Origin of the sequence: Duganella aquatilis (assembly GCF_009674565.1) — a bacterium.
Lineage (GTDB): Bacteria > Pseudomonadota > Gammaproteobacteria > Burkholderiales > Burkholderiaceae_D > Rugamonas > Rugamonas aquatilis.
Map to the genome: position 1 here is coordinate 740,859 of NZ_WKJL01000001.1, position 21,059 is coordinate 761,917.

19 protein-coding genes are annotated in these 21,059 nt (G+C 64.5%); 9 read left to right on the forward strand and 10 right to left on the reverse strand.

The genetic code is table 11. The features are described from left to right. Positions 1 to 7: 7 nt before the first annotated feature. From GJ698_RS03410 to GJ698_RS03435, 6 genes are all read right to left on the reverse strand, one after another. Positions 8 to 2,284, reverse strand: a complete 2,277-nt coding sequence (locus GJ698_RS03410) for a GH92 family glycosyl hydrolase (RefSeq protein WP_154356155.1) — start codon at positions 2,282 to 2,284, stop codon at positions 8 to 10. Positions 2,285 to 2,388: 104 nt separating this feature from the next. Further along, complete coding sequence (locus GJ698_RS03415) at positions 2,389 to 2,736, reverse strand: PKD domain-containing protein (protein WP_154356156.1); 348 nt, start codon at positions 2,734 to 2,736, stop codon at positions 2,389 to 2,391. 3 nt (positions 2,737 to 2,739) lie between these two features. Then, a complete protein-coding gene (locus tag GJ698_RS03420) occupies positions 2,740 to 5,466 on the reverse strand; it encodes an alpha-1,6-glucosidase domain-containing protein (RefSeq protein WP_154356157.1) in 2,727 nt (908 codons plus the stop codon). Positions 5,467 to 5,515: 49 nt separating this feature from the next. Continuing rightward, on the reverse strand, positions 5,516 to 5,968 hold the full coding sequence (locus tag GJ698_RS03425) for a type II toxin-antitoxin system RelE family toxin (protein ID WP_154356158.1): 453 nt from the start codon (positions 5,966 to 5,968) through the stop codon (positions 5,516 to 5,518). Beyond that, a complete protein-coding gene (gene relB, locus GJ698_RS03430) occupies positions 5,952 to 6,179 on the reverse strand; it encodes a type II toxin-antitoxin system RelB family antitoxin (protein ID WP_154356159.1) in 228 nt (75 codons plus the stop codon). The genes GJ698_RS03425 and relB overlap by 17 nt, the downstream gene beginning before the upstream one ends. Positions 6,180 to 6,196: 17 nt before the next feature. After that, the gene (locus GJ698_RS03435) at positions 6,197 to 7,744 is read right to left on the reverse strand and encodes a POT-type proton-dependent oligopeptide transporter (protein ID WP_154356389.1); all 1,548 of its coding nucleotides are present in this window, start codon (positions 7,742 to 7,744) and stop codon (positions 6,197 to 6,199) included. Between the two features lie 231 nt (positions 7,745 to 7,975). Between GJ698_RS03435 and GJ698_RS03440 the strand changes: the two genes are divergently transcribed. Beyond that, positions 7,976 to 9,613, forward strand: a complete 1,638-nt coding sequence (locus GJ698_RS03440) for an alpha-glucosidase (RefSeq protein WP_154356160.1) — start codon at positions 7,976 to 7,978, stop codon at positions 9,611 to 9,613. Positions 9,614 to 9,714: 101 nt separating this feature from the next. Continuing rightward, positions 9,715 to 11,589 carry a glucokinase gene (locus GJ698_RS03445; RefSeq protein ID WP_154356161.1) on the forward strand — a complete coding sequence of 625 codons (1,875 nt, stop codon included), beginning with the start codon at positions 9,715 to 9,717 and terminating at the stop codon, positions 11,587 to 11,589. Between the two features lie 6 nt (positions 11,590 to 11,595). Here the strand turns inward: GJ698_RS03445 and GJ698_RS30775 are convergent, their stop codons facing one another. After that, complete coding sequence (locus GJ698_RS30775; RefSeq protein WP_154356162.1) at positions 11,596 to 13,206, reverse strand: methyl-accepting chemotaxis protein; 1,611 nt, start codon at positions 13,204 to 13,206, stop codon at positions 11,596 to 11,598. A 191-nt stretch (positions 13,207 to 13,397) separates the two neighbouring features. Here GJ698_RS30775 and GJ698_RS03455 point away from each other — a divergent pair, with 191 nt between their 5' ends. Together GJ698_RS03455 and GJ698_RS03460 are read left to right on the forward strand one after the other, a co-directional pair. Further along, positions 13,398 to 13,958 carry a PadR family transcriptional regulator gene (locus tag GJ698_RS03455; protein ID WP_154356163.1) on the forward strand — a complete coding sequence of 187 codons (561 nt, stop codon included), beginning with the start codon at positions 13,398 to 13,400 and terminating at the stop codon, positions 13,956 to 13,958. Next, complete coding sequence (locus tag GJ698_RS03460) at positions 13,955 to 15,202, forward strand: MFS transporter (RefSeq protein WP_154356164.1); 1,248 nt, start codon at positions 13,955 to 13,957, stop codon at positions 15,200 to 15,202. The genes GJ698_RS03455 and GJ698_RS03460 overlap by 4 nt, the downstream gene beginning before the upstream one ends. Positions 15,203 to 15,209: 7 nt before the next feature. Here the strand turns inward: GJ698_RS03460 and GJ698_RS30785 are convergent, their stop codons facing one another. After that, positions 15,210 to 15,794, reverse strand: a complete 585-nt coding sequence (locus tag GJ698_RS30785; RefSeq protein ID WP_229259807.1) for a hypothetical protein — start codon at positions 15,792 to 15,794, stop codon at positions 15,210 to 15,212. Positions 15,795 to 16,009: 215 nt separating this feature from the next. Here GJ698_RS30785 and GJ698_RS03470 point away from each other — a divergent pair, with 215 nt between their 5' ends. From GJ698_RS03470 to GJ698_RS03490, 5 genes are all read left to right on the forward strand, one after another. Beyond that, positions 16,010 to 16,903 (forward strand): 2-dehydro-3-deoxygalactonokinase, encoded by an 894-nt coding sequence (locus tag GJ698_RS03470; protein ID WP_371865115.1) that lies wholly within the window; start codon positions 16,010 to 16,012, stop codon positions 16,901 to 16,903. A gap of 2 nt (positions 16,904 to 16,905) precedes the next feature. Next, positions 16,906 to 17,529: a 2-dehydro-3-deoxy-6-phosphogalactonate aldolase gene (locus tag GJ698_RS03475; protein ID WP_154356166.1), complete on the forward strand. Its 624-nt coding sequence runs from the start codon at positions 16,906 to 16,908 to the stop codon at positions 17,527 to 17,529. 33 nt (positions 17,530 to 17,562) lie between these two features. After that, positions 17,563 to 18,444 carry an SMP-30/gluconolactonase/LRE family protein gene (locus GJ698_RS03480; RefSeq protein WP_154356167.1) on the forward strand — a complete coding sequence of 294 codons (882 nt, stop codon included), beginning with the start codon at positions 17,563 to 17,565 and terminating at the stop codon, positions 18,442 to 18,444. Between the two features lie 58 nt (positions 18,445 to 18,502). Further along, positions 18,503 to 18,925: a DUF7684 family protein gene (locus GJ698_RS03485; RefSeq protein WP_154356168.1), complete on the forward strand. Its 423-nt coding sequence runs from the start codon at positions 18,503 to 18,505 to the stop codon at positions 18,923 to 18,925. A 218-nt stretch (positions 18,926 to 19,143) separates the two neighbouring features. Next, the gene (locus GJ698_RS03490) at positions 19,144 to 19,473 is read left to right on the forward strand and encodes a hypothetical protein (protein ID WP_154356169.1); all 330 of its coding nucleotides are present in this window, start codon (positions 19,144 to 19,146) and stop codon (positions 19,471 to 19,473) included. Here GJ698_RS03490 and GJ698_RS03495 read toward each other — a convergent pair. Both GJ698_RS03495 and GJ698_RS03500 read right to left on the reverse strand, forming a co-directional pair. Beyond that, on the reverse strand, positions 19,452 to 20,654 hold the full coding sequence (locus GJ698_RS03495) for an MFS transporter (RefSeq protein ID WP_154356170.1): 1,203 nt from the start codon (positions 20,652 to 20,654) through the stop codon (positions 19,452 to 19,454). The genes GJ698_RS03490 and GJ698_RS03495 overlap by 22 nt on opposite strands. Continuing rightward, positions 20,654 to 21,040, reverse strand: a complete 387-nt coding sequence (locus GJ698_RS03500; RefSeq protein WP_166454797.1) for a cupin domain-containing protein — start codon at positions 21,038 to 21,040, stop codon at positions 20,654 to 20,656. Before GJ698_RS03500 ends, GJ698_RS03495 begins: the two co-directional genes overlap by 1 nt. Between the last annotated feature and the right edge of the window lie 19 nt (positions 21,041 to 21,059).

Here is a 21,059-nt window from a genome sequence, read left to right on the forward strand (position 1 = left end):
GCAATTTCTATTGGGTCGATAGCGAATACGGCGCGTCGGCCGGCGTGGTGCCGCGCTGGGTATTGGGCTGCGCCGTCATGTCGAAGTCCAGCGTGGCGCCGCGCATCAGCGCCGCATGATCGAGCCAGTTGTGGGCGTACGGCTTGCCGTTCACCTTCAGCGTGCGCACATAGCGCTGGGCGTCGCTGTTGGCCGGCGCGTTGATGGTGACGGTTTTGCCATTCTCCAGATGCAGCGTGGCTTTCGGGAACAGCGGCGCACCGAGCACATACTGCGGCACGGCCGGCGTCACCGGGTAGAAGCCCAGCGCCGAGAACACATACCAGGCCGAGGTCTGGCCGTTGTCCTCGTCGCCGCAGTAGCCGTCCGGCGTGGCCTTGTACAGGCGGTTCATGGTCTCGCGCGCCCAGTACTGGGTTTTCCACGGCGCGCCGGCGTAGCCGTACAGGTAGATCATGTGCTGGATCGGCTGGTTGCCGTGGGCGTACTGGCCCATGTTGGCGATCTGCATTTCGCGGATCTCGTGGATCACCTCACCGTAGTAGCTGTCGTCGAAGGTCGGCGGCAGCGAGAACACCTGATCGAGCTTGGCGACGAATTTGTCGCGGCCGCCCATCAGCTGCACCAGGCCGTCGACGTCCTGGAACACCGACCAGGTGTAGTGCCAGCTGTTGCCCTCGGTGAAGGCGTCGCCCCACTTGAAGGGATTGAACGGCGACTGGAAGCTGCCATCCTTGTTCTTGCCGCGCATCAGACCCGACTCCGGATCGAACAGCTTCTTGTAGTTCATCGCGCGCTGCTTGTAGATGGTGATTTCCGACTCCGGCTTGCCCAGCGCCTTGCCCAGCTGCCAGATGGCGAAATCGTCGTACGAGTATTCCAGCGTGCGCGCGGCGTTCTCGTTGATCTTCACGTCGTACGGCACGTAGCCCAACTCGTTGTAGTACTTGACGCCCTTGCGGCCGACGGCGTCCATCGGGCCCTCGTTGTCGGCGCCGTGCTTGAGCGCCTGCCACAGGGTCTCGATGTCGTAGCCGCGCAGGCCCTTGACGTAGGCTTCCGCCACCACCGAGGCCGAGTTGTTGCCGACCATGACGTTGGCCAGGCCAGGGCTGGACCATTCAGGCAGCCAGCCGCCTTCCTTGTAGTCGTTGACCAGGCCGGCCTGCATCTCCTTGTTGATCGACGGGTACATCAGGTTCAGGAACGGATACAGCGCGCGGAAGGTGTCCCAGAAGCCGGTGCCGGCAAACATATAGCCGGGCAGGATCTTGCCGTTGTAAGGACTCCAGTGGACGATCTGGTTGTTGGCATCGACCTCGTACAGTTTGTTCGGGAAGAACAGCATGCGATACAGGCTGGAATAGAAGGTGCGGGTCTGGTCGACGCTGCCGCCTTCGACGCTGATGCGGCCCAGCGTCTTGTTCCAGATGTCCTTGCCCTTTTGCGCGGTGGCGTCGAAGCTGTCGTCGGCCAGTTCGCGCTTCAGGTTCAACTCCGCCTGTTCCTCGCTGATGAAGGAGGAGGCGACACGCATGCCGACCTTCTCGCCCTTTTCGGTCTTGAAGCCGACCACCGCGCCGCTATGCTCGCTGGCCAGCTCCGTCACGCCTTCCACCAGCTTGTTGCCGCTCCAGATGCGGGAGGAGGTGAACGGCTTGTCGAAGTAGATGACAAAGTAGTTCTTGAAGTTCGGCAGCGGGCCGCGCGCGTAGCGGGTGCTGTAGCCGACGATCTTGCGCTGCTCCGGCAGCACCTTGATGTAGGAGCCCTTGTCGTAGGCGTCCACCACCACGTAGGCTTCATCGGTCTTCGGATAGGTGAAGCGGAACTGCGCGGCGCGTTCGGTCGGCGTGATCTCGGTGGTGACGTCGGCGTCGGCCAGGTACACGCTGTAGTAGTACGGCTTGGCGGTTTCCGCCTTGTGCGAGAACCAGCTGGCGCGGTCGTCCTGGTTGAAGCGCAGCTTGCCGGTGACCGGCATGATGGCGAACTGGCCGTAGTCGTTCATCCACGGCGACGGCTGGTGCGTCTGCTTGAAGCCGCGGATCTTGTCGGCGTCGTAGGTGTAGGCCCAGCCGTTGCCCATCTTGCCGGTCTGCGGCGTCCAGAAATTCATCCCCCACGGCAGCGCGATGGTGGGATAGGTATTGCCGTTGGAGAGCTCGGGCTTGCTGGCGGTTCCCATCAGGGGATTGACCAGTTCCACCGGATCTTTGACCGGGGTGGCGTAAGCATTGAGCGCGACCAGCAAGGCGGGAATTGCGAGCGTGTGCAGTTTCATGTCCTGTTTATCGTTGGATGAAGACAAACCAGTGTAGCAGCTACACTGCGGCTGGCAACGGGACGCCCCGAGTTTATCGGGATTTACTAAACAAGCCGTGGGGATTAGCGCGCGGTGATGGTGACCGAGGACGGCGCGCTATCGAGCGTGCCGTCGTTGACGGTCAGGGTGGCGACGTAATCGCCCGGCAGATCGGCGAAAAAGGTCGGCGTGGCGACATGATAGTTGAGCAGCGCGGCGCTGCTGCCGGCCGGCTTCACCAGCGTCCACGAATAGCTGACGATGTCCTGGTCGGCATCGGTGGCGCTGCCGGCCAGCTTGATCGAGGTGCCGGCGGCCACCGTCTGCGCCGGGCCGGCGTCGGCCACCGGCGCGCGGTTAGCCTGGGCGACGTAATCGCCGCCGCCGCAGCCGCCGAGCACCAGCAGAATCAGGATGAAGGATTTTCGCATCCATCAATTTTCAACGAAAACGACCGCGCTGCGTGGCGGAACAGTGAAGGTTCCGCTGGATTGATCGAACTTGGCTTGCGAGGCCACGCGTTTGTCCGCTGCGGCCATGCCGGTGTGGACAGGATGCAGCGTGTAGCGGCGGTTCTTTTCCTCCGCCACGGTGATCCGCTGCGCGGTCTTGTCGACGTTGATCAGGTAAGCGATGGACTTGAAGTGCGCACCGGCATAGCCCTGGCCGTCGATGTGGGCGGCGATCACGGTCGGCACCTGCGCCGGGCCGGTGTTGAAGAAGCGCAGGCGCTGCCTGATGTCGGCGGCCGTGCGCAGGCGGAACAGCGTGCTGCTGGAACGGATCGCCAGCAGGTCGCGGAAGGCGTCGCGCGCGTAGGCGATGTCCGCCGGCGCCGGCTTGATGGCGGCGTTGCGAAGCAAAGGCTTGATCAGCGCATAGTCCTTGCCGTTGTCGGCGGCCGGCGGCAGGCCGGTGCCGAAATAGTTGTTCTGGTAGCTCCAGTCGACGCGGTTGAACCAGTCGCCCGACTCGAAGCTGTTGCGGTCCAGCGACTTGGAACGCAGGATGTCGAAGCCGGCGTGGAAGTAGGCCACGCCCTGGCTGAAGGCGTTGATGGCGGCGCCCAGCATCTGCACCTGCGCGCGTTCGTGCGCGGTGGTGGTCTGCGGCAGCTTGAAGGCGTTGATGTCGTACAGCGTCTGGTTGTCGTGGTTCTCGACATAGTTCACCACCTCGCCCGGCTCGCTGGCGTAGCCGGCCGGCTGGTTGCCGCCGTAGACGATGTCCTGCAGCGCCACGGTGCGGCCGTCGGCGGTGGTCAGCGGATAGCTGCGGATGGTGCCGGCCAGGCCGACCTTGACCATGTCCGACGCGTGCAGCAGATCGGCGGCAGGGCGCTGGGGCGCCTGTTCGTTGGCGTCGTACACCAGGCCATTGATGTAGCCCTGTTGCGTGATCAGTTGCACGCCGCTGTCGCCGGCGCCGCCGCCGCGCACCGCATCGCGGCCACGGTCGCTGAAGGTGCCGATGCCGCTGCCGTTCAGCGACAGCTGCGACGCCTGCACGAAGCGCGCGCCGTCGGCCACCTCGCCGAAGTTCCAGCCTTCGCCGATCAGGTTGATGTGGCGGCCGGCGGCGCGGTCGGCCCTGGCCTGCAACTGCTCCATGGCGGCGCGCGGCTGGTGGCCCATCAGGTCGAAGCGGAAGGAATCGATCTTGTACTGCTTGGCCCACAGCGCCACCGAGTCCACCATCAGCTTGCCCATCATGAGGTTTTCGGTGGCGGTGTTGTCGCAGCAGGTCGAGCGTTCGATCGCTCCCTTGGCGTTCAGGCGGTGGTAGTAGCCGGGCACCACGCGGTCCAGCACCGATTTTTCATTTTGGCCGGCGATGAAGGTGTGGTTATAGACCACGTCCATGCCGACGCGCAGGCCGGTCTTGTGCAGTGCCTGCACCATCTGGCGGAATTCGACGATGCGCCTGGCGCCGTCGGCCGGATCGGTGCTGTAGCTGCCTTCCGGCGCGTTGTAGTGGAACGGATCGTAGCCCCAGTTGTAGCAGTCCTGCGCCTGGGTTTTCGCTACCGCCGCCTGTTGCGTGTCGCTGTCCGGCGCGGCCGCCGCGATCTGCGGCGCGACACAGCCCTGTTCCGGCACGCTGCCGATGTCGTAGACCGGCAGCAGGTGGATATCGGTCATGCCGGCCTTGCTCAGCGCGGCCAGGTGTTTCATGCCGTTCGAGCCGGTCTCGGTGAAGGCGGCGAACTTGCCGCGGTGGGCGGCGCTGACGGTGCTGTCGTTGATGGAGAAATCGCGCACGTGCAGTTCGTAGACCGTCATGTCGGTTTGCGCGGCGACCTTGTTCGGCGCAGGCGTCCTGTCCCAGCCGGCCGGTTTGAGTTTGGCCGCGCCCAGGTCCGTGATATAGCTGCGTTTTGAGTCTGTGGTCAGGCTGACCGAGTAGGGATCGGTCACCAGGTTGCGCACCAGGCCTGCCGATGGCGCGACCACGTCGACCAGGTATTGATAGTACTGGCCGTCGCGGCCGGCGCGGGCGGACCAGATGCCGGTGGCGTCATCGCGCGTCATCGGCGTGATGGCGCTGGCCTTGCCGGCGCCGCTGGCGTAGGTGCAGACCGCCACGTTCTGCGCGGTCGGCGCCCACAGCTTGAAGCCGGCGTCGCGGGGACCGACGGTGACGCCGAGATCATCGGCCTTGGCGGCGCTGGCGTAGATGTCGTCCAGCGCGCCGGCGATTTGCAGCGAGGTGGCCTCCGCCACCGTGCCATCGTCGGCTTCGCGCACCAGCAGCACCTGCTGCGTCAGGGCCGACGGCACGCGCGCGGTGTCGGCGACCGCCAGCAGCGCGCCGTTGCCGACAAACTTGAAGCGCTGCGCCACGTCGGCGGGCAGGCCGCCATCAAAGCGCGACAGCGTCAGCGCGCCATCGGCGCCGGTCACGCGTGCGCCCGGGGCTGCGTGCAGTTGTGCGCTGGCGGAGTAGTAAAGCTTGAAGACGCCGCCGGCGGCATCCGCGCCCGGCCACTTGATCAGCTGGCGATTGAGCCAATACGCGCGGGCATCGACGGCCGGCGCGGCGTGCAGGGTGGTGGCAAACGCGCCATCGCAATCCGCCAACGAAGGCGCCGCCGAAGCCGCCAAACAAGTCAGCGCCAGCGCGCCTCCCAACCCAACCACTATTCCGCGCTTGCCCGCCATATCGTCTCCAAACCGTTAATTTAGGTAGTGCAGTTACAGAATCTGCAAATTACCCTTGAATTTGGCGGTTATGGTACTCCAGAATCTGTAGTTTTGATACTTTTCGATTTGACTGAAGAGTTTGCGGTTGCTCAAGAAGTAGTGAAAACTCCCACGGCAGCATTGTGAATATAGGCTGTACTGTGGGGCGCTTGGCATCCTGTACTTCAAGAGCAGCGAAATGGTGCTCGCAGAGACTGCGTTTACCAATTCGCTGAAACTCGGTGCGGCTGCGCGCAAAGAGAACGCCGTCTTGTATATCGCAGATGACCCGATAGTTGCCCACGCGATAGCGCCAATAGTTGCCGAGCTGTGGGCCTGTCAGGGCTTTGCCCAGAACACGTGGGTCGGTTTGCGGTGCGACGTGCTGGTCCATGTAGTCCAGAATTTGCCGTGCGGCGGCCTTGTCCAGCTTCGCTAGCTGGCGTTGCGCCTGGCGCGTATAGTCAATCTGCCAGGCCAAGATTTTTCCTGACCTGTTCTGATGAGTGGATCGGCTCCGTGCCGCTGGTAACGCGTTGCATCGTGGACTCGGCGAGATAGAGATCTTCCAAATCCTCGATGCCATAGGCGATGAGCTCTCGCAGGTGCACGTCGAGCTTCTTGCCCGTGCGCATGGCCAGCTTCTTGAGTCGCTGTTCAGTTTTTGCATCCAGCTCAAATGAAATGACCATGGCTTGTCTCGCTGTGGTTACGCCGTCTTGCGATAATTATCCACCATCTTGTAGCGGATGGCGTACAGCGCGAAGAGGGCGGCCACGACCGCGGCGAAGGCGGCGAAGAAGAACATCTGGAAGGCGATCGAACTGAGGCCGCTGCCGGCGATCCAGCCGCCCACCACGTCGTTCTTCACGCCCGCATTGACGATCAGCACCCACAGATTGCCCACCGTGACCGCCAAATACCAGAAGCTCAGGATGATGCCTTTCATCGGCGCCGGCGCCTGGCTGTAGGCGAACTCCAGGCCGGTGGCCGACACCAGCACCTCGCCCAAGGTCAGCAGCGCATACGGCAGCAGCTGCCACAGGATCGACACCCGGTCGCCACCGTCCATCCACAGCTGGATCATGCCGATCACCACCCACGACGACGCCGACAGCGCAATGCCCAGCCCCATGCGGCGCAGCGGCGTTGGCGTGATGCCGACCGCGCGCATCAGCGGGAACAGGGCGATGTTGTTGAACGGGATCAGCAGCATCACCAGGATGGGATTGACCGCCTGCATCTGCGCCGGCAGCAGCGTGAATTCCCAGCCGAACACCGACAGTAGCGGGCTGTGCATCGAATTGGCCTGCACGATCCAGGTCGACGCCTTCTGGTCGAACAGCGACCAGAACGGCGTAATCATGGCGAACACGATCAGGATGCGCAGCACCGAACGCACGCCTTCCACCGCCGCATCGGTATGCGCGCCGCGCGCGCGTTCCAGCTGCATCGACACGCCGATGCCGCCAAACGCCAGCAGCAGCACCAGCGCCGTGCAGGCCGCGATCACAAAGCCCCACGACGGCGTCATGCACAGCGAGACCACCGCCGCCACCGCGCCGGCGCCCGCCACCATCAGGCCCGGCCGCGATTGGCCCGGCGCCCGCGCCAGCAGGGCGGTGCGCGCCACGCTGCTGAACGAATCCGGATTCGGCGCGGCCGGCGGCACGTGCACGTACTTCTTGCGGCCCAGCCAGAACACGCCGGTGGCGATCGCCATCAGGATGCCGGGAATGCCGAACGCCACCGCCGGACCGTAGTCGCGCAGGAACACCGGCATCAGCAGCGACGCAAAAAAGGAACCGAAGTTGATGATCCAGTAGAAAGCGTCGAACACCACCTTGGCGCGGTTTTTGTTGGTCTGGTCGAACTGGTCGCCGACAAACGCCACCACCAGCGGCTTGATGCCGCCCGAGCCGAAGGCGATCAGCGCCAGGCCCAGGTAGAAGCCGTTCAGATTGTTTTCAAAAATCGCCAGGCAGGCGTGGCCCGCCACGTAGATCAGGCTGAACCAGAACACCGTCTTGTACTTGCCCCAGAAGCGGTCGGCGATCCAGCCGCCCAGCAGCGGGAAGAAGTAGACGCCGATCACAAATGTGTGGAAAACGTGCTTGGCCTCGGTGGTGCGGTCGCCGATCGGAATGAACAGCAGCAGGGTGCTGAGCAGGAAGGGCGTCAGGATGTTGCGCATGCCGTAAAAGCTGAAACGCTCGCAGCCTTCGTTGGCGATGATGTAGGGAATTTGCCGAGGCATCGGCCCGTTGCCGTTGTGGCTGACAGTACTGCTCACTATATCTACTCCTGTGGTTGTGTAGTTTGACTACTATTTTTTATCTCAAGAATCCTGGATAAGAATGCTTAAGTTTTTGTTTTATAACGAATATTCTCTGTATTCGTTCAGTTGGTTGCGGATTGAAAAATCTGTTTTCGTGATGTATATTCTCTACAAAATTAATATCCCCGCCAGCCAACCCCGGATTTTCTTATGACTAAGCAACTTACTCAAGTTTCCCCCCACGCCGCAGACTGGTATCGCGACGCGATCATCTACCAGGTTTACCCGCGCAGCTACATGGACAGCAACGGCGATGGCGTGGGCGATCTTCCGGGCATTACGGCAAAGCTGGACTATATCGCATCGCTGGGCGTGGACATCGTCTGGATTTCGCCTTTCTTCAAGTCGCCGATGAAGGACTTCGGCTACGACATCTCGGATTACTGCGACGTCGATCCGCTGTTCGGCACGCTGGCCGACTTCGACGTGCTGATCGCCAAGGCGCACAGCCTGGGCCTGAAGATCATGATCGATCAGGTGATGGCGCACACTGCGGAAGAGCATCCGTGGTTCAAGGAAAGCCGCTCCAGCCGCGACAATCCGAAGGCCGACTGGTACGTCTGGGCCGATCCCAAGCCGGACGGCAATCCGCCGAACAACTGGCTGTCCGTGTTCGGCGGCTCGGCCTGGCAGTGGGACACCCGCCGTCGCCAGTATTACATGCACAACTTCCTGGTCAGCCAGCCGCAGCTGAACTTCCACAATCCGGAAGTGCAGCAGGCGCACCTGGCCGCGCTGCGTTTCTGGCTGGAGCGCGGCGTCGACGGCATCCGCCTGGACGCCAGCAACTACCACTTCCACGACCGGCAACTGCGCGACAATCCGCCGGCCACCAACCGCGACTCGATCACCGTCACCGACGTCAATCCATACGGCATGCAGGCGCACGACTTCGACAAGACCCAGCCGGAGAACGTGCCCTTCCTGCAAAAGCTGCGCGCGCTGCTGGATGAATACCAGGCGGTGTCGATCGGCGAAGTTGGTTCCGACGATTCGCTGGCCACCATGGCCGAATACACCGAAGGCGGCGACAAGCTGCACATGGCCTACAGCTTCAACCTGCTGGTCAACCTGCTGTCGTCGCACTACATCCGCCAGCAGGTCGAACAGTTCGAGGCGCGCGTCAAGGGCGGCTGGGCCTCCTGGTCGGTGGGCAACCACGACGTGCCGCGCGTGGCCTCGCGCTGGGGCGGCCCGGCCGCGCCGCAGGCCTTCGCCAAGCTGGCGCTGGCGATGCAGCTGTCGCTGAAAGGCACGCCGTGCCTGTACCAGGGCGACGAGCTGGCCTTCGCCGAAGCCGACGTGCCGTTCGAACTGCTGCAAGACCCGTACGGCATCACCTTCTGGCCGGAATTCAAGGGCCGCGACGGCTGCCGCACGCCGATCGCCTGGACCGACGGCGCCAACGGCGGCTTCACCACCGGCAAGCCATGGCTGCCGGTGTCGCCGGACCACCTGGCCAAAGCGGCCTCGGTGCAGGAGGCGGACCAGGAGTCGTCGCTGGCCTTCACCCGCGCCTTCGTCGCCTGGCGCCGCCGGCATCCGCAGCTGCAGCGCGGCGAGATCGTGTTCTTCGATACGCAGGACAGCGTGCTGGCGTTGCGCCGCGACCTGGCCGGCGAGCGCAGCATCCTGGCCGTGTTCAACCTGAGCGGCGAAGCCGTGACGGTGGACCTGCCGCAAAGCGCCGGCGCCGAGCAACTGCAAGGTTACGGCCTGCCGGGCAGCGCAGCCGACGGCAAGGTCCAGCTGCCGGCCTACGGCGGCTGGTTCGGCTACACGGCCTGACCGTCGTTCCGCAGCGGGGGACCGCCGCGCAGGCGGGAATGACGTAGTGAGAAGTTGACATTTCATGTATGCTTCCGCCAACTGTTTGGACTGAACCGACGATGAAACAAGCTGAAGTGGATCAAAAACTGAATCGCACCGCCTTTGCCGACGGCCCGCGCCTGCTGGCCGACATCGGCGCCACCCATGCCCGCTTCGCCTTGCAGACCGCCCCCGGCGAGTTCCGCGCCGTGCGCGTGCTCAAGTGCGACGACTACCCGGACATCGTGGCGATGCTGCGCTCCTACCTGGCGGACCACGCCGGCGTCAACCTGAATCACGCGGCGTTGGCCGTCGCCAACCCGGTCAGCGGCGACTACATCCGCATGACCAACCGCGACTGGGAATTCTCCACCGACGAAGTGCGCCGCGCGCTCGGCCTGCACACGCTGCTGGTGGTGAACGACTTTACCGCGCTGGCGATGTCGCTGCCGGGCCTGAAGCCGGCCGACCTGATGCAGGTGGGCGGCGGCAAGCCGGCCACCAACTCGGTGATCGGCGTGCTGGGGCCGGGTACCGGCCTCGGCGTGTCGGGCGTGATTCCCACCGTCGACGGCTTCGTCACGCTCGGTTCCGAAGGCGGCCACACCAACTTCGCCCCGGCCGACGAACGCGAATACGCGATCCTGCAATACGCCTGGCAGACCTGGTCGCACGTCTCGACCGAACGCCTGATCTCCGGCCCCGGCATGGAAATCATCTACCGCGCCATCGCCAAGCGCAACGGCCGCCAGGTGCGCGACCTGTCGTCGCAGGAAATCATCTCCGGTGCATTGACCGACAAAGACCCGCTGTGCCTGGAAGTGCTGGAATGCTTCTGCGCCATGCTGGGCGGCGCCACCGCCAACCTGGCCGTGACGCTGGGTGCGTTCGGCGGCATGTTCATCGGCGGCGGCATCGTGCCGCGCCTGGGCGAATGGTTCGCCAGCTCGCCGTTCCGCGCACGCTTCGAAGCCAAGGGCCGTTTCACCAGCTACCTGGCCGAGATCCCGACCTATGTGATCACCACGCCGAACCCGGCGTTCTACGGCGTGGCGACGATTCTGTCCGAGCACCTGCGCGGCCGCAGCGGCGCCAACACGCTGATGGAGCGCGTGCAGCACTTGCAGCACGAACTGACGCCGGCCGAGCAGCGCGTGGCGCAACTGGTGCTGGAGCAGCCGCGCCTGGTGCTGAACGAGCCGATCGCCGACATCGCGCGCCTGGCCGAAGTCAGCCAGCCGACCGTGATCCGCTTCTGCCGCTCGCTGGGCTTCCTCGGTCTGGCCGACTTCAAGCTGAAGTTCGCCAGCAGCCTGACCGGCGCCATTCCGGTGCGCCACAGCCAGGTGCGCGTCAGCGACAGCACGCACGACCTGAGCGCCAAGGTCATCGACAATACCGTTTCTGCGATTCTGAAATTCCGCGACCAGCTGGACGTGCGTTCGCTGGACAAGGCGATCGCGCTGGTGGCCAAGGCCAAGCGCGTCGAGTTCTACGCCATGGGCAATTCGCGCGTGGTGGCGCTGGACGGCCAGCACAAGTTCTTCCGCTTCCGCATTCCCACCTCGGCCTACGGCGATTCGCATTTGCTGACGCTGGCGGCCGAGCTGCTGAATCCGGGCGACGTGGTGATCGCCATCTCCAACTCGGGCAAGCTGCCGGACCTGCTGGCGGCGGTCGACGCCGCGCGCGCGGCCGGCGCCGACGTCATCGCCATCACCTCCAGCAACTCGCCGCTGGCCAAGAAGGCCAGCGTCTGCCTGGCGGTCGATCACACCGAGGACAGCACCAGCTTCCTGTCGATGATCTCGCGCATCCTGCAACTGCTGCTGATCGACATCCTGTCGGTCGGCATCTCGCTGGACGCGCAGAACTCGCGCCTGGTGGTCGAACACAAGAGCAGCAACGGCGAGGCCGACAACCGCCGCCTGATGATTTCCCACCTCGACGGCTGACCATCCTCAGCGCAGCATCAGCAGTCCGGCGCCGGCCTGGTTCGCGCCGTGCGCCGGATTGGCGGCGGATGGATGGAGCCGGAACACGCTGACCAGGCTCACCATTGCGCTGGCCTGTTCCTGCATGGATTCGGCGGCCGCCGCCGCTTCCTCGACCAGCGCGGCATTCTGCTGCGTCACCTGATCCATTTGCGTGATCGCTTCATTGACCTGTTCGATGCCGACGGTCTGTTCCCGGCTGGCGTCGGCTATGCTGCTCATCATCTCCGTCACGCGTGCGATGCTCGCCACGATTTCCTGCATCCTGACGCCGGCCTGGTCGACCAGTTTGCTACCCACGCTGGTTTTTTCGACCGCGTCGCCGATCAACTCCTTGATTTCCCTGGCGGCCGCGGCGCAGCGCTGCGCCAGGTTGCGCACCTCGGCGGCCACCACCGCGAAACCGCGCCCCTGTTCGCCGGCGCGCGCGGCTTCCACAGCGGCATTCAGCGCCAGGATGTTGGTCTGGAACGCGATGCCGTCGATGACGCTGATGATGTCGCTGATCTTCTGCGCAGAGGCGTTGATGTCGCCCATGGTGACCACCACCTGGTTGACCACCTCGCCGCCCTGCGCGGCCACGCTGGAAGCTTTTTCCGCCAGCCCGTTGGCCTGGCGCGCGTTGTCGGCGTTGTGCTTGACGGTGCTGGTCAGCTCTTCCATCGACGACGCGGTTTCCTCCAGCGAGCTGGCCTGCTGCTCGGTGCGCGCGGACAAGTCCTGGTTGCCGGAGGCGATCTGGCTGGAGGCGGTAGCGATGGTCTCGGCGCCATCGCGCACCTTGCTGACCAGGCCGGCCAGATTGTCATTCATCTCGCGCAGCGCCAGCAGCAGCTGGCCGGTCTCGTCCTGGCTGTCGATCTCGATATTGCTGGTCAGGTCGCCGGCCGCCACGCTGCGCGCCAGCGTCACCGCGCGCGTCAGCGGACGCGAGATGATGCGTGCAATCAGGACCGCCAGCAAGGCGCCCAGTACCACGCAGCCCAGCAGCATGCCGATGATCCAGCCCCGTGCCTGGGAATACAGCAGCGCGCCATCCTGGTAGGCGGCGGTGCCGCCGTCGATGTTGTAGGTGGTGAGTTTTTCCAGGCAGTCGGTCAGCTTCTTGTTAATCGCCAGCGATTTGCCCTGGATGAAGCCGTTGGCCTCGCCATCCTTTTCCTGCCGCGACAGGGCGATCAGTTGTTCGTGTTCGACCATGTACTGGTCCCACAGTCCGCCGAATTCCGCCATCGCCGCGCGCTCCATGTCGTTGCTGGCCAGCGCCAGGTACTCCTCGCGCTGCTTGCGCAGCGTGGCCAGCAGCACGTCCATCGCCTGTTCCCGGCTGGCGCGTTCGGCATTGTCGATGGCCAGGATATGGCGCAGCTCCTGCAGGCGGAAGATCACCACATTGGTTTTCATTTGCAGCAGGATGCGCACGCTGGGCATCCACTCGGCGCCGAGCTTGGTGGTGGTCTGGTTGACCTGCGACAGCCGGCTGATGGAGAACACGCCCAGCAGCACCGTCAGTGAAATGACTGCGGCAAACGAAATCATCAATTTCGTCGCAATTTTAAAATCGTAAAACCTGTTCATGATGAAGCCTCCTGTTTCTTTTGAGAACGAAATAGTGTGGCAGATGAAACTAATTAAACAATGTCAATATGGCGCTAGCTGTTATGTGGCTGCGGCATGGATGGGCGGTGCGTTGTTACAAATTGATGCTTGTACAGCGCGCAAATTGAGTTAAGATATATCGTATTAAGTTATATCTTAAGGAGTTTCACATGTTCCGATTCATGCATCCACTGCGCGCGCCGCACGGTCATCCGCATCATCACGGCGGTCCTGCCCACCATCACGGCCATGGCGGTCCCGGCGGCCACGGCGGTCCGCGCGGCCGCGGTCCGAAAATGTTCGACGCCGGCGCCATGCGCTACGTCGTGCTGCAACTGATCGCCGAAAAGCCGCGCCACGGCTACGAGATCATCAAGGAGCTGGAGCAGCGTTCCGGCGGCGGCTACTCGCCGAGTCCCGGCGCCATCTATCCGCTGCTGGCCATGCTGCTGGACATGGGCCACGTTTCGGCCTCGGCCGACGGCAACAAGAAGCTGCACACCATCACGCCGGAAGGCGAGGCCTTCCTGGCCGAGAACCGCCAGTTCGTCGACGCCATCCTGGCCCGCCTGGCCGAGGGCGATGAGCACCGCGAAGGCCTGCGCAGCGCCATGCACGAGCTGAAGCACGCCGCCATCGAACAGGCCCGCGCCGGCAACCACAGCCCGGAACGCATCGAGCAGATCCGCGCCATCCTGCGCCAGGCCGTCATCGACATCAACGCCCTATGAGCGGCGCGCTTCCCCTGACTCCGGCGCGCGAGCGCCTGGTGCTGTGGCTGCTGGCGCTGACGCAGTTCACCGTCATCATGGACTTCATGGTGATGATGCCGCTGGCGCCGCAGCTGATGCGCGCCTTCTCGATCGAACCGGCCGCCGTGTCGGGCGCGGTGTCGGCCTACGCCTGGTGCGCCGGCATTTCCGGCCTGGCCGCCGCCATGTACATCGACCGCTTCGACCGCAAGAAACTGCTGCTGGTGGTGTTCGCGCTGTTCACGCTGTCCAACCTGGCCTGCGCGGCGGCGCCGAACTTCCACGTGCTGGTGCTGTCGCGCGCCTTTGCCGGCCTGAGCGGCGGCATCCTCGGCGCCATTGTCATGGCCATCATCGGCGACCTGATTCCGGCCAACCGCCGTGGCGCCGCCACCGGTGTGGTGATGACTTCCTTCAGCATCGCCTCGGTGGCCGGCGTGCCGACCGGCGTGATGCTGGCCGCCCACTATGGCTGGGCGTCGCCGTTCTACATCCTGGTGCTGTGCTCGTTGCCGATCCTGGTGCTGGCCGCGCGCGTCTTGCCGGCGCTGGACAGCCATCTGCCGAACCGCGCGCCGCTGTCGGCCACGGTGCCCAACCTGATCGCGCTGTACAAGAAGCCCATGCACCTGAAGGCCTTCCTGCTGTCGGTCATCAACATGATGACGGGCATGATGGTGATTCCCTTCATCTCGCCCGTGCTGGTCAGCAATGTCGGCCTGGAGCCGGCGCAGATCACCTATGTCTACCTGGCCGGCGGCATCGCCACCTTCTTCACCGCGCGCATGATCGGCAAGTGGTCGGACCGTTACGGCGCGCAGAAGGTGTACCGCATCGTCTCGCTGCTGTTCATCCTGCCGGTGCTGTTCATCACCCACATGCCGGTGATACCGCTGGTGGGCGTGATGCTGTTCTTCCCGTTCTTCATGGTGCTGGCGTCGGGCCGCAATATCCCGATGCAGGCGCTGATGACGACGGTGCCGGAGCCGACGCGGCGTGGCGCCTTCCTCAGCGCCAACGCGGCGATCCAGCAGGTGGGCACCGGTGTCGGCGCCTTGCTGGGCGGGCTGACCTTGCATACGGAAGCGTCCGGCCACATTGCCGGCTACGGCCTGAATGGCTGGATCGCGGCCGGGCTGGCCATTCTGACGGTGCTGTGGGTGGGGCAGGTACGCGGCGCCGCGTCGGTGGCGGCGCCGGTGGGAGAGGTGAAGGCGGCTTAGCTTCTACTTAGTTGCTGCTGTCGATGCTGGTGCGCTTGGACGGATGCTTCTCGCGCCGCCAGCGCGCCAGGCTGATGACCTCGTCGCTGGAGGCGTCTTCCACCAGGATTTCGTCATCGCTGGACGACACCAGGAAGCTTTCCCAGCGCAGCGCCGACTCGGCGCTGTTTTCCACAAAGCTGAACTGCCAGTAGTTCTTGCCGTTCAGCTTGCGCGGCACCGGATCGTATTCCAGCAGGCCGCCGTGCGCCTTGCCGTTGGAATTCTTTTCGATCAGGGCCGACCAGGCTTGCAGTTCCGGCAGGCTCATCAGCGCAGCGGCGCCTTGTTCCTTGGTGCGGATGGCCGGCGGTTCGCCGGGCGGCGGCGGATCCTTGATGTCGGCCGTTTTGTGCGGGACGGCGGCCGGAGCCGGCTTCACCGCGCTGGCGGCGCTGCTGGCGCTGGCGGGCGGCGCCACCGGCACCTTGACCTGCACCTGCGATTCGGCCGATGGCGCGCTGGCGAACCAGGCGGCCAGACCCAGCGCGACGACCGTCGTGGCGACGCCGGCGACGACCAGTTTGCGGGAAGACTGCTTGCTTAATTCCATGTGGGATTCAGAAGACTGATTTTATAGTCGGCCATACTAAACTAAAGGCATCTTAGGGGCAACTTTTGCCCCTTTTTTACGCGATTTTCGTGGTCTTCCTGGCATGCTTTCATGGCGAGCCTATATTATTTTGGTATTAATCCGTCGAGATAATTTATTGGCTGTTAACGGCAGTTTTCCGTACCATCGCTGCAGCATCAGTAAAGGATACGCCTGTGAACAAGAATATTTTGGGGATCGACTGGGGCACCAGCAATCGTCGCGCCTATTTGATCGCCCCGTCCGGCGCCTGCCTGGCCGAACACGAAGACGGCCAGGGCATGCTGGCGGTGGGCAGTCGGGACCAGTTCGGCGCCTCGCTGGCCGGCGTGCTGGACGCGATGCGGCTGCCGGCCGAGACGCCGGTGATCATGTCCGGCATGGTGGGCAGCGCTTCCGGCTGGCAGGAAGTCGACTACCTCGACGCCTCGGTGCCGCTGGAACAGCTGCCGCGGCACCTGGCCGCCATCACCGACGCGGCCTGGAGCGGCCGCGCCCACATCGTTCCCGGCTATGTCTACCGCAACGGCGCTTCGGCCGACGTGATGCGCGGCGAGGAAACCCAGCTGCTGGGCGCCATCGCGCTGGGCCAGCGCAACGGCTGGATCGTGCTGCCGGGCACCCATAGCAAGTGGGTGCTGCTGCGCGACGGCGTGATCCAGTCCTTTGCCACCTATATGACCGGCGAGCTGTTCGCCATGCTGTCCAAGGGCGGCACCCTGTCCTCGATGATGAACGGCGACACCAGCGACGCCGCCGGCTTTGCCGCCGGCCTGACGCAGGCGGCGCGCAACGAGCCGCTGTCGAATTCGCTGTTCCGCGTGCGCGCCGGCGTGGTGTCGCGTTCGGCGCCGGCGCAGCAGGCGGCAGCCACCGTCAGCGGCCTGCTGATCGGCGCCGAGTTCGCCGCTGCCGCGCGCGCGGCCGAAGGGCAGGGCATCACCGTCATCGGCTCCCCGGCATTGGCCGCACGCTATGCGCTGGCGGCCGAAAATTTCGGCTTGCACTGCAAGGTGCTGGACCCACATGCGGTGTACTGCACCGCGATTTCCCAATTCATCAAGGCCTGATCATGACTACGCTTTCCCATCCCACCACGCCGCTGGTCGCCATCCTGCGCGGCCTGCATCCCGCCGAAGCGGTCGATGTCGCCAAGGTGCTGCACGCCGCCGGCTTCCGGGCGCTGGAAGTGCCGCTGAACCGTCCGGGCGCGATCGAGGCGATCGCCTCCATCGTCAAGCTGGACCTGGCGGACACGCTGGTCGGCGGCGGCACCATGCTCAACGTCGAGCACGTGGAAGCGGTGCATGCGGCCGGCGGGCGCCTGCTGGTGTCGCCGAACTGCGTGCCGGCCGTGATCCGCCGCGCCGCCGACCTCGGCATGTACTGCGCGCCGGGCGTGGCCACGCCAACCGAAGCGTTTGCCGCGCTGGACGCCGGCGCCCATGCGCTGAAGATCTTCCCGGCCGAATCGGTCGGCCACGGCGGCATCAAGGCGCTGAAGAGCGTGCTGCCGGCCGGTACGCCGGTATGGCCGGTGGGCGGCGTGTCGCCGGAAACGATGGCGGACTGGGTCAAGGCCGGCGCCACCGGTTTCGGCATCGGCGGCGCGCTGTACACGCCGGGCGTCACGCTGGAACAGTTGGCCGAACGAGCGGCCAGCTTCGTCAACACCTGGCGCGCTTTGGCCGTATGATGGCGGCTGTCTAAACATTACGGAATCGAACTGATGAGCAAGCATGACGTGCAATGCCTGTGGGACGTGGGCGCGCAACTGGGCGAAGGCCCGCTGTGGGTGGCCGAACAGAACCGCCTGTACTTTGTCGACCTGAAGAACCAGACCTTGCATGCGGTGGATGCCGGCGGCGGCGAGCGCCGCAGCTGGGCCATGCCGGACTACATCTGCTGGCTGATCGCGCGCCGCGACGGCGACGGTTTCATGGCCGGCCTGCGCGACGGTATCGCCCGCGTCTGGCTGGAGCCGGAACTGCGCATCGAATATCTGCACCGTCCATTCCCGGCCGACAGCGGCCTGCGCATGAACGACGCCAAGGTCGACAGCGCCGGCCGCATCTGGGCCGGTTCGATGCACAACACCGATTACGCCCAAGCCATCGGCACCTTGTTCCGCCTGGATACCGACCACCAGCTGCACGCGCTGGAGAACGACTACCACATCTGCAACGGCCCGACCTTCAGTCTTGACGGCGGCACCATGTACCATACCGACAGCTACGAAGGCCGCACCTACGCCTACCCGCTGGCGGCCGACGGCACGCTGGGCGAACCGCGCGTATGGCGCCAGTTCGGCGACGGCGAAGGTTCGCCGGACGGCATGACGGTCGACAGCGAAGGCTGCGTGTGGATCGCGCAATGGGGCGGCGGCCGCGTCTGCCGTTACTCGGCCGAGGGCGAGCTGCTGGAGACCATTCCTGTACCGGTGCGCAATCCAGCCTCCTGCACTTTCGGCGGCGACGATCTGAAAACGCTGTTCATCACCACCGCCAGCGAGGACAACACGCCCGAGCAACTGGCGGCCCATCCGCTGACCGGCGCCGTGTTCGCCGTGCGCGTCAACGTGCCCGGTGTCGCGGCCGCCCGTTTCGGCTGATCTTGCGTGGCGAAGCTTGGTAAAATGCAGGCCTTCGTCCCAGCCTTAAGTCATTCCCATGCAAAACCACGCCGTTAAATATCTGCACCTTACTCCCGACAGCGAGCTGCCCGCGCTGGAAGGGCTGCGCCAGTTCAAGGCGATCATTGCCGTGGAGGCGGATGTGCACGAAAGCATGATGTGGGACGTCAGCCGCTGGCTGGTCGAATCCGGCTGTCTGTATGCGCTGTCGTGGGGCAAGGAGAGTGTGGCGTGGCAGGAAGCGATCGACGATGCCTTCCTGGAAGCCACCGACTACGAGGACATGCCCGAGCAGCGCGCGCTGATCTCGACCTCGCACGAGGATGACGACCTGGAGGAAGTGTTCTGGTTCGCCAAGCACCGCGCCGCGCATCCGGCCGACCTGCACGAAACGCTGATCATCCACATCGCCGACGCGCCGCGCCGCGAAGAACTCGAAGCCCAGTACCACGACGCCTGAGTTGACCTGTCCTACGAGATCTGCCAACACTATTACGCCCAGCGCCACTACGCCTGGTGCGCCCCATTCTTTGACGCCGACTCCGTGCTCAGCGTCCCAAACTCCATACCGCCAAGCTCGAATCCCAGGGCCATTTATTGGCGCCTCAAAAGGGATGCCGACTCTGGTGATCTTCACTCCGCAAAAATAAGGGAAGTCCGGCGTTCGCTATCGAAGCGATGTTTTACGTCGGGCGCGCATTTGAGCATGCGGCCTGGCCGAAGGCGATCCGGCCGGACATCTTTGTCGATCATCCAGATTGCCTGCCAGGCCCGGAAAGCCGGGCGTTGACGCTGGCGATCTTGGCAAGCATCGAAGCGGAGCAGCAAAAGGAAATCGATCAGCTGGATGAACAAGCGATCAGGTTCTATTCCCGCGCGATGAGCGAAGCAGCCGCCATACTCGACGAACGCGACCCTGAATTCTATCCGGACAACGGCGAGGAATTACTGCGCCAGATGCGTGCCGAGTGGGCAGCAGGCGCCAGTCAGCCCGAAAGCGCTTTCTGAACGCGCCACGATAGCGGGAGCGTGAGCAGCAAAATCACCGCCAGCGACTCCAGCGCCACCGGCATGCCCATCACATCGCTCAAGCGCCCGAACAGCACCGGCGACAGCGCGCCCGCGCCGATGGTGCCGGTATAGAACAAGGCAAACGCATGCTCGCGCTTGCCCGGCGCCGCCAACTCCGGCACCACGCCATACAGCACCGACGAGGTGCCGTTCAACGCCAGTCCCATCAACGGCAGCATGATCATCACGCCGCTCAGCGGCAACCACACCGCCGACACGATCAACAGCGACGTCAGCGACTCGGTCACCCATACTGTCTTCATCATGCCAATGCGCGCGCCGAGATAGCCGCAGAACAGCTTGCCAAACGCGCCGCCGACAAACAGCAGCGACAGCGCAATGCCGATGCCCGCCGTGCCCGCGCCCTTGCTCTTCAACAGAAACGGCAGAAAGGTGAGAAAGCCCATGCGCACCGTGCTGTCGAGCGTACCGGTCGCCAGCAAGGCGCGCAGGCCGCTGACCGAGCCGTTGCCGCTGCCTGCCTTCAGCGCGCGCTCCGCATGCGCCGGCGTGCCGGCGGAAGAGGGAATCAGCCACCACAGCAGCAAGGCCGCAGCCAGGCCGAGCAAGCCAATCAAGGTCACGCTGGTCTGCCAGCTGACCACCACCAGCAGCAAGCCGATGGCGCCCGGTATCAGCGTCTTGCCGATATCGCCGGCAAAGTTATATTGCGACAGCGCCTCCTTGACGTTGCCGCCGTGCTCATAGGCATCCGTCACCAGCGACGAGGCCGGCGGATGCTGCGTGCTGGCGCCAAGGCCGCCCAGCATCAGCGCCACCAGCAGCGTCGCCAGACCGCCAGCCTGGCCGGCGATCAGATATGCCACGCCGGCCAGCGCCGTGCCGCCAATCAGCATGCGCTCGCGTCCCCAGCGACGCGCCAGGCGGCTAGCCAGCAGCTGAAAGCCCGCCAGCACGCCGGAATACGATGCGCGCAGCAAGCCGATCATCGCGTAGCTGATGGCGAACTGCGCCTGCCAGATCGGCAGCAAAACATAAATGAGATCGGTCAGTCCATCATGCACCGCGTGCGCCGTGCTGGCCGCGAACAGCGAGCGCCGGCGGCGGGATTTGGCCGCGTCGTCCGCAGCCAGGGCGATGGACGGCGGCGTGGCCATTATTTCGGCGCGCCTGCGGGCGCGGTGGTCAGCACATCGTCGTCGCTGCTCCAGGCCGGCGAGGTGATGGCGTAGAACTCCAGCGGCACGCCCTTGCTGGCGCGGATCGAACGCACGGTGGCCGGCTGGATGACGATGTAGGAACCGGCGCGCACCGCCTGCACCTTGCTGCCGGTCCAGACTTCGCCTTCGCCGCTGAGGACGAAGAAGGATTCCTCGCCCAGCTTGTTGTGACTCCAGGCGCTGGCCTTGCCCGGCTCCAGCCGGAACCAGGCAACGCTGACCTTGTCGCTGCGCGCATCAGGCGGCGCGGTCTTGCCGCTCAACTCGCGCAGGGTGACGCCGGGCGCCGCGTTAATCAGCGGCAGGCTGTCGGTCTGAATCACAGACTGCGCAAAGGCCGGC

Excerpts from the sequence above, each read along its gene's own strand:
- GJ698_RS03410 (WP_154356155.1), bottom strand. The coding sequence starts at position 2,284 with ATGAAACTGCACACGCTCGCAATTCCCGCCTTGCTGGTCGCGCTCAAT.
- GJ698_RS03415 (WP_154356156.1), bottom strand. The coding sequence starts at position 2,736 with ATGCGAAAATCCTTCATCCTGATTCTGCTGGTGCTCGGCGGCTGCGGC.
- GJ698_RS03420 (WP_154356157.1), bottom strand. The coding sequence starts at position 5,466 with ATGGCGGGCAAGCGCGGAATAGTGGTTGGGTTGGGAGGCGCGCTGGCG.
- relB (WP_154356159.1), bottom strand. The coding sequence starts at position 6,179 with ATGGTCATTTCATTTGAGCTGGATGCAAAAACTGAACAGCGACTCAAG.
- GJ698_RS03435 (WP_154356389.1), bottom strand. The coding sequence starts at position 7,744 with ATGCCTCGGCAAATTCCCTACATCATCGCCAACGAAGGCTGCGAGCGT.
- GJ698_RS03440 (WP_154356160.1), top strand. The coding sequence starts at position 7,976 with ATGACTAAGCAACTTACTCAAGTTTCCCCCCACGCCGCAGACTGGTAT.
- GJ698_RS03445 (WP_154356161.1), top strand. The coding sequence starts at position 9,715 with ATGAAACAAGCTGAAGTGGATCAAAAACTGAATCGCACCGCCTTTGCC.
- GJ698_RS30775 (WP_154356162.1), bottom strand. The coding sequence starts at position 13,206 with ATGAACAGGTTTTACGATTTTAAAATTGCGACGAAATTGATGATTTCG.
- GJ698_RS03455 (WP_154356163.1), top strand. The coding sequence starts at position 13,398 with ATGTTCCGATTCATGCATCCACTGCGCGCGCCGCACGGTCATCCGCAT.
- GJ698_RS03460 (WP_154356164.1), top strand. The coding sequence starts at position 13,955 with ATGAGCGGCGCGCTTCCCCTGACTCCGGCGCGCGAGCGCCTGGTGCTG.
- GJ698_RS30785 (WP_229259807.1), bottom strand. The coding sequence starts at position 15,794 with ATGGAATTAAGCAAGCAGTCTTCCCGCAAACTGGTCGTCGCCGGCGTC.
- GJ698_RS03475 (WP_154356166.1), top strand. The coding sequence starts at position 16,906 with ATGACTACGCTTTCCCATCCCACCACGCCGCTGGTCGCCATCCTGCGC.
- GJ698_RS03480 (WP_154356167.1), top strand. The coding sequence starts at position 17,563 with ATGAGCAAGCATGACGTGCAATGCCTGTGGGACGTGGGCGCGCAACTG.
- GJ698_RS03485 (WP_154356168.1), top strand. The coding sequence starts at position 18,503 with ATGCAAAACCACGCCGTTAAATATCTGCACCTTACTCCCGACAGCGAG.
- GJ698_RS03490 (WP_154356169.1), top strand. The coding sequence starts at position 19,144 with ATGTTTTACGTCGGGCGCGCATTTGAGCATGCGGCCTGGCCGAAGGCG.
- GJ698_RS03495 (WP_154356170.1), bottom strand. The coding sequence starts at position 20,654 with ATGGCCACGCCGCCGTCCATCGCCCTGGCTGCGGACGACGCGGCCAAA.